The organism is Chryseobacterium sp. A301, assembly GCF_054489425.1.
In genome coordinates this window covers 383,687-395,608 of the sequence record NZ_JBTMWY010000003.1, presented here as the reverse complement: position 1 = coordinate 395,608, position 11,922 = coordinate 383,687, and the positions used below count along the sequence as shown (strand labels likewise).

Genomic DNA, 11,922 nt, shown 5'->3' with positions numbered 1-11,922 from the left:
GGAAGATGGAGTGTTGTGGATCCGCTGACGGAAAATCAACCAAACAAGACACCATACCATTATGTAAGCAACAATCCTATCAACAGAATAGATCCAACAGGGATGTTAGACAATCCTATTTATGATACGTACGGAAACTTTTTAGGTACAGATCATAAAGGATTGCAAGGTAAAGCTATCGTAATGAATAAGGAAAACTTTACACAAGGTATGTCCCACGAAGATGCTCTTAGTCATAGTTTAGGTGCGAAAGGTTTAAGCAGTTTCGAAACTCAATCGAGTTTGCTTTCACATTTCAACGGGCTAAAAGACAGACCAGATTATGATGGAAGCGTAACTTTAAATGAAGCTAATGATTGGTACAGAAATGGCAATGGAGAACCACTTTTTGCTGATTTAGGACGGTTAAATTTAGGTTCTATTACTCCAAACCAATTTGAAAACAACGATATAACGTACTTTAATTTATTATTCAGAGGAAATAGAAAAGATGGTCTTGTTTATGGAACAATAGGACTGACAAATCTAGGAAATAATGAAGTAAAAGGATATTTTGATGACTATGATTTTGATATAAGACCTTGGAACAGTGCGGTAAATGTAATCAGGAATATAGAAACTAAAGTAGGTGATTGGAAATCAGGTAATGGAACTGGTTATCGAATTCATTTCTATGGAAAAGGAAGGATAAGCCCTAATAGAGAAGTTTTTACACCTGATAACCCAGGATTACTAAAACCGGGAGAAATTAAATGGTAATTTTAGATTTAATATTGTAGAATATGAAAATTATAATGTTAATATTATCTACAATGCTTTTTGCATCGTGTGGAGGAGGGACGAGTGATTATGCTGAAAAACTTCCGGGAGGTTACCAATTTATAAGTGAAAGCAAAGATCAAAGTTTTATATATGGCAAGAATAAACAATTTATTCCTTGTAGTGTTATATCTTATACATTTAATAATGATTTTATTTTAGTTTATCAACAGCCTTCAGATCCCTGTATTCACACAGAAGCTACAGGAATAAAGATCGCAAATATAGATGTGATACAATTTTGGATTATCGATGTACAACAAGAATCACTAATGGGGCCATTTACATTATCGGAATTTATGAACCAACGTAAAAAAATGGGTGTACCTGATGAATTAGAGCTTATAATAAAAATATAGATTTTTTAAACAATAGATCATAAACACCAGACATTTAGCTTGGCATTTTGGTTTTTTGAGGTATCAAATAAGTAGTAAGAGCAAGGATAGTATCATTATCGAGGGATGCCCGTATCATACTTATTTGTTCGATTTTTTTTATTGAAAATATAATTTCTTTTCGAATAGAAACGCCCTAATTGATAATCTGGTCAACATCCATATTGTAGTCTTGCCTCGTGCTGTTAATTTTCAGCTGGTATTATGTAATGACTAAACCTTCTTCCTTGCTGACGCTATTTAAAGGAATCTATTTTTCTGCCTTTCAACATACGTTTTGCTGCATTGTAATCGAGGTAGTAAGTCACTTTTAAGGAAAGGGTATTGAGCATAGGTTGATCAAATACATTTTGCAAATTGTGTTTCAAATTGTTAATTGCTTGTGCTTGATAGCTGTCTGCTGCGTTACGATATAGCAGTGTGAGCTGGCTGCCAGGCGCAAACCACCAGCTGTACCTCAAATCAAGATTCCAGAAATTATAAGATCCATCTTGACTGGTTAAATAAGAGGTGGGATTTAAGTTCCCATCCAGAGCTAAACTATGGAAATCGAGGTAATTAACAGTAGACAGGTAATGACGAAATGAAAGATTTAAGGACATTTTTTCGTTAAAAATGTATTGTGATTCAATTGAGTTTTCAAAGGTATGCACATCACGTCTCCCCATTATAATATCTCCTTTGTTGATCTCGACGAAACCTATATCACGAAGATGAATGTCTGTGTTAAATCCATATTCTATCGAGAAGCGATCCGATACACGGTATCGAAAATCAAGTTCCGTGACATATCTGGTCCTACCTGGCTGGTCGTATGTGTAGATTTCGGTATAACCTCCATAGCTAAGTTTTTTACGTTGATCAGAATTGTAGAAAATCCACGGATTCACCATCATGGGTACATTCAAGTGTCTACCAAACATCCGCGGCTCATACATATCCTTCTCACCGAAGGGAGTCACAAGGAGACCAAGCCCCATGTTCTGAAATTTTTTATTAGTTACACTTAAGGTTTGATGAATGTCAAAGCTTCTATATTGATAAGGTTCTAATCGATTCGAGTAGTTTACATTTAGCTGGTAATTTAGATTGTTTAGATTCCCTCTAGGATTTAAATATCGATAGGAATAATATCCGTGATAATTCACGAAATTATTACCTCCTGTATACCCTAAATCGTCGATAGAGTAATTTTTGGTTCTAAGTTTCGCATCTAGAGTATAGCGGTGTGCTCCAGCGGTTTTACCCGCTCCAAGGGAAGCCTCGGTACCGTAAAGGTACCCGTTTGTATTCACGATGCTTTGTTTTAGACTTCCAAAGACATTGTAAGTGTTTTCCTTGTTCGAAATGTCCGCAAGCAAGGCGCTTACGTTAGCATCCCGAAAATGTCCATCTCGTGTTACATTCGTATTGACTAGGGTAACAGAGGAGTTTCCACCAAATCGTTGGTCGAGAACCAGTACGTTGTAATTACTCCAAGGTTCTAATACAACTTCTCTTGATTCCCCCGTGCTAGCATTCGATACTTTCGTAGTGAGTTTTTCCGTGACTGCATTGAAAACACCGATGCCTAGTCCTTTTTTAGTCCTTCCCGAGAGCTTAATCGCATTAAATAAATTGACTTTGGATGCTGTGGCCCCCGCTTCTTCGCCGGGTTGAAGATTTAGGCTCCCCGTAGGACTTCCTCCCACTCTGCGGGAATAGAATAGGTTCCCTTTTCCAAAGAGTTCGGTTCCTTCCATAAAGAAAGAGCGGTTCTCCTCGTATTGTTGTTCAAACGGACCTAAATTTAATACAGCCTCGTCAAAGGAAGCTTGGCCAAAGTCGGGAATAAGGGTCATATCTAATGTGAAGGCTTCATTGAGACCGTATTTTAAATCCATACCCCCATTCACATTCAAATCGCTATTTTGCTTGTAATTCGTAAAATAGCTTGATAGATAGGGAGTGAAGGAAAGTCTCGTAGGGGGACTTAAGTTTTCCATACCTGTTAGAAGCCCGTCATACAATAAAAACGAACCCTTCGCATTGTCGACAAAATTCCATGTATATTGAATTTGCTTTTTTTGCAAGTTGGTGATGAAATTGATTCCCCATTTTTGAATTTGTTCTTTTGGGAATCGTAATTCAGAATACGGAATTTTTATTTCCGTTTTCCAGCCTTTGTCGTCGCGTTTTACGGCGCTGTACCAAATGGCATTCCAGCTGTAGTCATCGTTTGCGTTAATTAAGATCTTTGCATCGGCTTGGACGCCTGAGGCTTGTACCAAAAATAGCAAACTTTGCTGGTTATCGTTATTTCCATTCAACGTAATTGCGAAAAAATCATCATTTCCAATTTGATCCCTTTCCATTAGCTCGCGAGCTATTTCGTCGGGATTAGGATGAAGTATTTGTACTCCAAAATAGATTCCGGTATCGTCATATAGGACTTTGACCGTCGTGGCATGCTCTGGGAGTTCTTTTTGGCCCTTGTTTGGGGATCTTTCGATAAATTGATTTGCGATGGGCGCATTTGCCCATGCGTCTTCGTCCATGACTCCATCAATTCGGATGGGGCTTGAGGTACGTACAGTCACAATCTCCTTTGGAGGTTGAACCGTGGGGGTTTGCTGCGCCTGGGCCAAGCCAATTGCAAATAAAAAACAGCTAAGTGTAAAGTATACTTTCATCGTAAGGTCCATCTTACTATAGGACACTAGAAGACTTTACTTTGTTACATCGAAAAGGGAATTAATTGAAAAAAAACGAAAATAGGATCGTTTTTTTTACTTGAATTTCAACGGATATTTCACGTTAGAATAATTTTCAATGCTTGCTTTCAGAGAGCCGACCGTTAGCTCCGCTTGGACTAAAAGCGGTACATGGTTGCGATCATTTGAAATCCACATAGTCACACCTTCTCTCGCCTTGAATACGCGTCCGCTCAACACCATAGGGGTGATTCGAATGGCACTAATGGATCCGAATTTTGTTTTTATGGTTTCGTATTTGTCAACACGAAGTTGGAATGGAAAAAGATTGTCGTCAATCCAAACGTTCATTTTTATCGTTCGTCCAGGTTTGAGTTCTAGACTATCCAGTCCTCTCAAATGGTAAAAGGCCGATAGCATGTCTTGTATTCCTTTTACAGTTTGAATTCTCCTTGGAGGATTAGAAGGCGTTTTCTTGTCCGTGAGTACAAGGCTGTGATTGCGCTGGTTGAATTTTGCTTCTAGATGCTGCGAATACCCCCCTTCTTTTACATTCCGGATGTAAAAGCTTGGAAGTCCTGTGTTAAAATTGATATAACTTTCGTACAAATCATTCACTCTAAATAGGGCTCTTACAGCACCTGTCGACTGTCCTATACCTTTTACATAGAGATGGGGCAAGCCCCCGTACGTGGTTTTTTGCGCAGACAAGGTCGCTGTACCCGCATTCAAAACGCCGTAATGAATTCTATAGTGCAATATTTCGCCTGATTTAATGTTTTCTAACTGCCCATACCCAAAGACTAGGAAAGAGAGAAAGAATAGGCTGAAAATTTTCTTCATAGCATGTGTTTTGCAAATACTTTGCCATTGTTAAAAATGCTTCTATTGTGATATAAATCAGCTAATAGGTCAATTCGTACTTAGCCGTTTGCGAGGCTAATTTCGTATTTTTTTTGTACTTTCGCAAAGTTTAAATAACCAAATTTTAAAGAGCAATGATCACGACCGACTTACTTATAATCGGCGCTGGACCTACCGGTCTTTTTGCCGTGTTCGAAGCAGGATTACTTAAAATAAAATGCCACATTATTGATGCGCTTCCTCAGCCTGGAGGTCAGCTTTCTGAACTTTATCCTAAGAAGCCCATTTTTGACATCCCTGGATTTCCAAGCATTAATGCAGGTGAGCTTGTGGATAATTTGATGGAACAGATCAAGCAGTTTCAACCGGGCTTTACTTTAGGAGAAACCGCCGTAAGCCTTGAAAAAGTTGATGACGATTACTTTGAAGTGGTGACAAACAAAGGAACTGTGCATCGCGCAAGAGCGGTTGCTATTGCAGGAGGCTTAGGTACCTTTGAGCCTCGTAAACCTGAGCATTTAGAAAACCTAGCCCAATTTGAAGAGAACGGAATAGAATACTTTGTAAAGGACCCAGAGCATTTTAGAGGAAAAAAAGTAGTGATCGCTGGAGGTGGAGATTCTGCCTTAGATTGGAGTATCTTTTTGGCTGACATTGCAAGCAGTGTCACGTTAATTCATAGAAGAAATGAATTTAGAGGAGCACTCGATTCAGTAGAGAAAGTTCAAATTCTTAAAGATCAAGGTAGAATTAACCTAATTACACCGGCTGAAGTGAAGTCACTGAAAGGTGGCAGTCATTTAGAAAGCATTACGGTGGAAACCAATGGGGAATCTCTTGAAATTGAAACCGATTTCTTTATTCCACTTTTCGGACTAACACCGAAATTAGGGGATTTAAACAATTGGGGACTTGAGATTGAAAAGAATGCAATCAAAGTAAACAATTCTCTAGATTACCAAACCAATATTGAAGGCGTATATGCCATAGGGGATATCAATACCTACCCAGGAAAGTTGAAACTGATCTTATGTGGATTCCACGAAGCTACCCTTATGTGTCAAAGTGTTTATAACCGTATGAACCCAGGAAAAAAATTCGTTTTAAAGTACACGACGGTAAGTGGAGTAGATGGGTTTGACGGAAGCCGTAAGGAAGCGGAAAAAGCCGTGGTTAAGAAAATTGATTAATCTAAACAAGTTGTAGAATGTCAGACATCACCGTAAATCTTATTGACCGCGAAGGTGTGCGCCATGAAATGGTGGTACCCACCGATATGTCCATGAATTTGATGGAAGCGATTCGCTCTTATGAGCTAGCGGAGGAAGGGACCATTGGCGTATGCGGCGGAATGGCTATGTGCGCATCCTGTCAAGTCTATGTACTAGGAGGTCAGGATTCACTAGAAGACATGGGAGACGAAGAGGATGCCATGCTTGGTGAGGCTTACCACGTGAAAGAAAACTCTCGTTTAGGCTGCCAGATCTTTTTAACGCCAGAACTTGATGGATTAGAGGTCGCTCTCGCACCTTATCCGTAAACCAATAGCAAGAACAAACAAAGAGCCGTCTCCATTTCTATGGGGACGGCTCTTTGTTTAAAATAGGTTCTTTTTTGCATTCACGGTATTCCCCTTAAAAGGCTTGCCGCAAAAGGCGCTATTCCTTTTTTATTTCTCAGGAATGTTTTTGAGAATTTCTTTTAAGAAATCCCAGAATTTTTGAGTAGAAGAAATACTTGCTTTCTCGTCCGGCGAGTGAGCTCCTCGGATGGTAGGTCCAAAACTAACCATTTCCATCTCGGGGTAATTCGCTCCAATGATTCCGCACTCTAGGCCTGCGTGACAGGCAACTACTTGCGGTTTTGATTTGAATTTCTCTTCGTAGATCTTTTCCATGATTTTCACGATTTCAGAGCCAGGTTTTGGCTTCCAACCTGGATAAGCGCCGCTTAGTTCCACTTCCATTCCGGCTAAGGTAAAGACCGCTTCAAGTTGATTGGCTACACTGGTCTTACTCGATTCTACTGAAGAGCGAGATAGGCATAAGATTTTTAGGTCTCCGTCTTTAAGTTCCACTCTTGCTATGTTGTTAGAGGATTCTACTAAATCTTCTACATCCGGGCTCATACGGTACACTCCGTTGTGAGCAGAACTTAGCGCTAGGACTATTTTTTTAGAATCCTGCGCAGAAATTGATTTCTTTTCACTTGAAAAGTTTTCAACTTGGATCACTAGGTCTTTTTCAACGCTTGCGAACTCATCCAGGATTTCTGCTTTTAGAACGGTACACGCTTCAATAAATTCTACTGCGTGGCGTACGCTTACAACCGCAGAGGCTTCTCTTGGAATCGCATTGCGAAGGCCTCCTCCGTCGATGGAGACAAGTTCGAGGTTTTGATCTTTTAATCCTAAATGGAGAAAACGGGCAAGAAGTACATTCGCATTCCCTAATCCTTTGTGGATGTCCATGCCGGAATGTCCCCCATTAAGTCCTTTGATTTCGATTTTTACACCCATACCGCTTGCGGCCTGAAGACTGTAGTTGGCTCTCGCACTTACGTCTACGCCACCAGCGCATCCGATGTCAATTTCATCGTCTTCTTCAGTATCTAAATTGAGAAGGATTTCTCCAGTTAATTCTCCCGGTTGAAGACCCATTGCACCTGTCATGCCAGTTTCTTCATCAATTGTGAATAAAGCTTCCAAAGCAGGATGCGGAATTTCGGTAGATTCTAAGATGGACATAATGGCTGCGACTCCAAGTCCATTGTCTGCACCTAGAGTAGTTCCCTTTGCTTTTACCCAATCTTGGTCAATTTCCATTTGAATACCCATGGTATCAAAGTCGAAATTGACGTCGTTGTTTTTTTGACAAACCATATCTAAGTGAGATTGCATCACAATGGTTTTTCGAGATTCCATGCCTGGGGTGGCTGGTTTTCGTATAATCACATTGCCTACAGAATCTACTTTTGTATCAAGCCCTAGGCTCGTACCAAATTCTTGAATGAAGGCAATGACTTTTTCTTCTTTTTTGGAAGGTCTTGGAATGCTATTTAGCTTTTCAAAATTTTTCCAAATGACCTTAGGTTCTATTGTGGTTAAATTCATAAAAGTTGATTTTGCTCAAATTTAAGGATTAAATTGCGCAACTGAAATTTTCTCAGCCTTAAGTTCACGCTTGTTAAGGAAATTTTAACATCCACATTCGCCGTAAATCATAGATTCGATGATAATCCCTTCCTCTGTCGTAAGTGTCATTTTGCCTTGATAAAGAGCCGTCTCCACTTCTCCTTGATCAATTTTTTTAGCCTTTAGTATGAGATTGAAATCTTTTCCTTTGGATTCAAGTATAAGACTGTCGTTTCCCGTGACCTCATTTTTGTCTCCATACTTAATTTGAATCCCGTTGTCGCCAAGTTGCAAGAAAACGCTCTTTTCAAAATCGTCTACATAAATGTAGTTTTGATTAATGAACTCTTTGCGAGTGGCCCCGAAATAGCAAGAACAGCCCTCCACTTGTTGTGGAAAAGCAAAGGATTTGAAAGTGAGTTTTTCGCCCTTTTCTAGTGCTTTTTGTACGGATGAGTTTGCAAGGGTTGGACTAGTTTTCATTTCGGCTTTCGATGAGGTCTCCTTCTTTTGGCAAGAAAAGAGAAGAAAAGCACTTAGGATCAAGGAAAAAACGAAATAGGTTTTTAGTCTCCGCATAGATTTTATTTGATATTCAAAGATAAGAGGAAATCCATTAGTTTCCTATATGGAATTTCTTTAGGCTCAGTCAAATATTTTATCTTTGCGCGATGGAGTATCCGAGTAAAGTTTTATCAAAAGCAGTAGAAGAGATTTCGGGGCTTCCTGGAATTGGGAAAAAGTCTGCCCTTCGCCTTGCACTTCATCTTCTAAAACAGCATGATTCTCAAGCGTTAGCGCTATCTGAGGCCATTGCAAAATTAGTGACTGAAATAAAGTATTGCAAAGAATGCCACAATTTTTCTGACCAAGAGGTATGTGATTTGTGTCGAAGCGAGAGTAGGGATTCTTCCCAAATATGCGTGGTGGAAGACGTAAGAGATGTAATGGCCATTGAGAACACGGGCAAGTTTAAGGGCAAATATTTAGTTTTAGGAGGCAAGATTTCCCCGATGGAAGGGGTCGGGCCCTCGCAACTAAATATAGGGGCTTTAGAGTCCAAACTCAATAGCGGAACCATAAGAGAACTTATTTTCGCTTTGAGTGCGACGATGGAAGGAGATACGACTGCGTACTATCTATATAAAAAATTAAAGTCGCATCCCGTTGCATTTTCCTCCATTGCAAGAGGGATTTCGGTAGGGGATGAGCTTGAATATGCAGATGAAATTTCTTTGGGTCGTTCCATTCAAAACCGTGTACCCTACAGGGAGTCGGATTAAGGGAAGTTGCAAATGCAAAATCGACCTTAATTTCAAATTAAGGTCGATTTTTTTATTGTAATGTTTTCCCCGATCGTGCTCGAGGTTAACGTAAGCTCTCTTTATTTCGTTGCAGGTAGGGTCGCTGCCGGTGTACTTTGTGCAGGCGCCGAGGTTGCAGGCGCTGTGCTTTGTGTAGGAACGGCTTGACGAACGGCCTTAGGGCTAGGTTTAGCAGTCAGAACTACACTTAGTACAATTAATGCTACAATGACAATCCCAAGTGTCCATGTTGCTTTTTCCATGAAGTCGTTTGTTCTTTGAACCCCAAATTGAGCGGCTCCTGAACCCCCGAATGTTCCTGATAATCCTCCACCTTTTGGGTTTTGTGCCATCACAATGATGATCAGTAAAACCGATGCGATGATGATTAGGATCATGAATAATGTAAAAATTGTACTCATCTGTTGTCTTAAAAATTAGGTTGCAAATATACTCATTTAGTTCTATTTCCCAAAACTATAAGTCGTAAAACTTTGGATCGCGGGGTCTTTTTAAACCCTGGAGCCAGCCAGATGAAAAAAGCCGTCTCAAAATTTATTTTGAGACGGCTCGCTTTCGTTCTTTACCTTGTGTATTCTCCCTAGGTCAGGGAATTAAGGTTAGACCTATTAGGGACTGAATACCTAGAGATTTATTTGAAATCCGCTGGGGTTACATTTTTATTCATTTCCACTTTGGTCACAACCACTGTAAAAGATTGTGGACCTGCCTGCGTTTCAAGAGTCGTTGGAATTTTAATCCCGTCGAACGCCTTGTAATCTTTGTATAGTGTAGTGGAAAGAATATCGCCCTGAGGTGTGGAAATAGTCTGCTCCGTTTTAGCAAGTTCACCGGTTTTCACATTGAAATACTCGATTTTTTTTGCATCGGTATTGGATACTTTGTAGAAATCTACCCCCGCTTCGCTAACTTGTCCATCCACTTTGCTTTTTGCAAAAGCAGGAGAAAGTACTGGGAAAACGGTATTGTATCCTTTTAATCCTTTGACTTGCTCTGGAGTGAAATCAATTTTTTGTCCCATTTGAGAAACGTATCCTGCATTTCCATCAAAGACATTTTTGATTTCGATTCCCATGATTTTGATCAAAGTAAGGGATTTGTCTGGAAACTCGTATTTGCCCGTGAATTCTCCTTCCATGTTCATCATGCTCATTTTGCCTTCTTGAACCATGGTTTTTATTTTGCTAACTGCTGTGGCACCGCCTACAAATTCTAGGTATTTTGCCTTGATTTCATCCGTCGTTACGTTGACCTGCTTTTTAGCAGCCGCAGGATCTGCAATTGTATTTCCGTAAGAATCATAGAAATTAATTGGATATCCTAACTTACGTAAACTTGGAGTGATTTCTTCTGCTTTTCCAGTCACTATAATTCTTGCCTGCTCAGGTTTGAAGTATTTCTTGGCTACTCGAAGAACGTCATCCACGCTCACTTTGTTAATGTTTTGAATGTACGATGCATAGAAATTCTTGTCTAAGTCATTCGTTTTTGTGGTTAACGCTTGGCTTGCCACGGTTTGCGGACGCTCAAGGGATAACACGAAGTTGCCTAAGAATTTAGCCTTTACATTTTCAAGTTCTGTTTGATCAACTTTGTTCAAAGTCATGCCCTTGATTTCTTTGATCGTTTCGACCACTGCCGAATCCGTTACGTTATTTCGAACCGTTGTACTTGTCATAAAACGACCGATATATCTCGAGTCAGAAACGCCACCTCTTGCTCCGTACGTCCAACCGTGAGCTTCGCGAAGATTCATGTTCAGTTTGGAATTGAAGTCACCCCCTAAGATGGTAGAGGCCACTTGAACCGCATAATAGTCTGGGTCTTTCTTTGTAAGTTGCACAGGGTAGGCCACTGAAATAACCGATTGAACGGCATTCGGCATGTTCACAACATCTACTTCCGTTTTCGTTACAGAAGAGACACTAGGAAGTGCTGGGATTGCAAGATTGCCCGCTTTCCAGGAAGAAAACTGTTTCTCTGCTAAAGTTTTTGCATCTTTTTCATTAATGTCTCCTACAAATACAAGGTATGCGTTGTTTGGTTTGTAGTATTTGTTATAATAGTCTTTTACATCTTGTAAGGTGATTGCGGAGATTTTCTCTTCGGTATCGTACTCAGCGAAAGGATGGGTTTTTCCGTAAGTTAGAACACTAGTCATACGAGAGGCTGCTGCATCCACACTTTTCGCATCGGCTTTAAGTCCTTCTATGTAGCGTGCTTTCACTGCATCAAATTCAGCCTGCGAGAAGTTCGGATTCAAAGCTCCGTCTGCAAAATAACCGAAGATTTCATTGAAATATTTGGTTAAAGCAGAAGCGCTAGCGCCTTCGCTCCAATAGCTTACACGTGCACCTAATTGTTCGATTTTATTGTTGAACTCGTCTTTAGAAAGACTTTGGGTTCCGGTTCCTAGCATTTCCCCTAGAAGACCGTCCACTCCTTTCTTCGCACCTAAAGCAAAGGGTTTGTTGTCGATGCTTAGCGTGGTGCTAATTCGAGGAAGTTTATTGTTCTCAACGACAATGACCGTAAGTCCATTCTTTAATTTGAACTCATTCGACTTTCCGAGGTTTACCACAGGAGCGGGTCCTGGTTTTGGCATCGGTCTGTCGATTTGTGCGCTAAACGACACAGCGACCAACGCCAGGGCAAGGGATATTATTTTTGTTCTCATAGAAATTCTCTGT

11 protein-coding genes are annotated in these 11,922 nt (G+C 40.2%); 5 read left to right on the top strand and 6 right to left on the bottom strand.

Annotated elements, in window-relative coordinates; all coding sequences use genetic code 11:
* Positions 1-15 precede the first annotated feature (15 nt).
* Together ACX3PU_RS07710 and ACX3PU_RS07705 are read left to right on the top strand one after the other, a co-directional pair.
* A complete protein-coding gene (locus tag ACX3PU_RS07710; RefSeq protein ID WP_459084410.1) occupies positions 16-759 on the top strand; it encodes an RHS repeat-associated core domain-containing protein in 744 nt (247 codons plus the stop codon).
* A gap of 23 nt (positions 760-782) precedes the next feature.
* A complete protein-coding gene (locus ACX3PU_RS07705; RefSeq protein WP_459084401.1) occupies positions 783-1,178 on the top strand; it encodes a DUF3997 domain-containing protein in 396 nt (131 codons plus the stop codon).
* A 275-nt stretch (positions 1,179-1,453) separates the two neighbouring features.
* Here the strand turns inward: ACX3PU_RS07705 and ACX3PU_RS07700 are convergent, their stop codons facing one another.
* Together ACX3PU_RS07700 and ACX3PU_RS07695 are read right to left on the bottom strand one after the other, a co-directional pair.
* Entirely contained in the window at positions 1,454-3,916 is a 2,463-nt protein-coding gene (locus ACX3PU_RS07700) for a DUF5916 domain-containing protein (protein WP_459084400.1), read from the bottom strand.
* Positions 3,917-3,985: 69 nt separating this feature from the next.
* On the bottom strand, positions 3,986-4,753 hold the full coding sequence (locus ACX3PU_RS07695) for a DUF3108 domain-containing protein (RefSeq protein ID WP_459084399.1): 768 nt from the start codon (positions 4,751-4,753) through the stop codon (positions 3,986-3,988).
* Between the two features lie 155 nt (positions 4,754-4,908).
* Between ACX3PU_RS07695 and ACX3PU_RS07690 the strand changes: the two genes are divergently transcribed.
* Entirely contained in the window at positions 4,909-5,964 is a 1,056-nt protein-coding gene (locus ACX3PU_RS07690) for an NAD(P)/FAD-dependent oxidoreductase (protein ID WP_459084398.1), read from the top strand.
* Positions 5,965-5,981: 17 nt separating this feature from the next.
* Positions 5,982-6,314, top strand: coding sequence for a 2Fe-2S iron-sulfur cluster-binding protein (locus ACX3PU_RS07685; protein ID WP_459084397.1), 333 nt, complete (start codon positions 5,982-5,984; stop codon positions 6,312-6,314).
* Positions 6,315-6,443: 129 nt separating this feature from the next.
* Here the strand turns inward: ACX3PU_RS07685 and ACX3PU_RS07680 are convergent, their stop codons facing one another.
* Complete coding sequence (locus tag ACX3PU_RS07680; RefSeq protein WP_459084396.1) at positions 6,444-7,886, bottom strand: aminoacyl-histidine dipeptidase; 1,443 nt, start codon at positions 7,884-7,886, stop codon at positions 6,444-6,446.
* A gap of 84 nt (positions 7,887-7,970) precedes the next feature.
* The gene (locus ACX3PU_RS07675) at positions 7,971-8,390 is read right to left on the bottom strand and encodes a hypothetical protein (protein WP_459084395.1); all 420 of its coding nucleotides are present in this window, start codon (positions 8,388-8,390) and stop codon (positions 7,971-7,973) included.
* Positions 8,391-8,578: 188 nt separating this feature from the next.
* Between ACX3PU_RS07675 and recR the strand changes: the two genes are divergently transcribed.
* Complete coding sequence (gene recR, locus ACX3PU_RS07670; RefSeq protein ID WP_459084394.1) at positions 8,579-9,190, top strand: recombination mediator RecR; 612 nt, start codon at positions 8,579-8,581, stop codon at positions 9,188-9,190.
* A gap of 101 nt (positions 9,191-9,291) precedes the next feature.
* Here recR and secG read toward each other — a convergent pair whose 3' ends face one another.
* Both secG and ACX3PU_RS07660 read right to left on the bottom strand, forming a co-directional pair.
* Positions 9,292-9,633, bottom strand: coding sequence for a preprotein translocase subunit SecG (gene secG / locus ACX3PU_RS07665; protein WP_459084393.1), 342 nt, complete (start codon positions 9,631-9,633; stop codon positions 9,292-9,294).
* Between the two features lie 230 nt (positions 9,634-9,863).
* Positions 9,864-11,909 carry a M16 family metallopeptidase gene (locus ACX3PU_RS07660; protein WP_459084391.1) on the bottom strand — a complete coding sequence of 682 codons (2,046 nt, stop codon included), beginning with the start codon at positions 11,907-11,909 and terminating at the stop codon, positions 9,864-9,866.
* Between the last annotated feature and the right edge of the window lie 13 nt (positions 11,910-11,922).

What these genes read in the sequence shown, in the direction of transcription:
- ACX3PU_RS07675 (WP_459084395.1), bottom strand. Translation starts at nt 8,390, where the DNA reads ATGAAAACTAGTCCAACCCTTGCAAACTCATCCGTACAAAAAGCACTA.
- ACX3PU_RS07680 (WP_459084396.1), bottom strand. Translation starts at nt 7,886, where the DNA reads ATGAATTTAACCACAATAGAACCTAAGGTCATTTGGAAAAATTTTGAA.
- ACX3PU_RS07660 (WP_459084391.1), bottom strand. Translation starts at nt 11,909, where the DNA reads ATGAGAACAAAAATAATATCCCTTGCCCTGGCGTTGGTCGCTGTGTCG.
- secG (WP_459084393.1), bottom strand. Translation starts at nt 9,633, where the DNA reads ATGAGTACAATTTTTACATTATTCATGATCCTAATCATCATCGCATCG.
- ACX3PU_RS07705 (WP_459084401.1), top strand. Translation starts at nt 783, where the DNA reads ATGAAAATTATAATGTTAATATTATCTACAATGCTTTTTGCATCGTGT.
- recR (WP_459084394.1), top strand. Translation starts at nt 8,579, where the DNA reads ATGGAGTATCCGAGTAAAGTTTTATCAAAAGCAGTAGAAGAGATTTCG.
- ACX3PU_RS07685 (WP_459084397.1), top strand. Translation starts at nt 5,982, where the DNA reads ATGTCAGACATCACCGTAAATCTTATTGACCGCGAAGGTGTGCGCCAT.
- ACX3PU_RS07690 (WP_459084398.1), top strand. Translation starts at nt 4,909, where the DNA reads ATGATCACGACCGACTTACTTATAATCGGCGCTGGACCTACCGGTCTT.
- ACX3PU_RS07695 (WP_459084399.1), bottom strand. Translation starts at nt 4,753, where the DNA reads ATGAAGAAAATTTTCAGCCTATTCTTTCTCTCTTTCCTAGTCTTTGGG.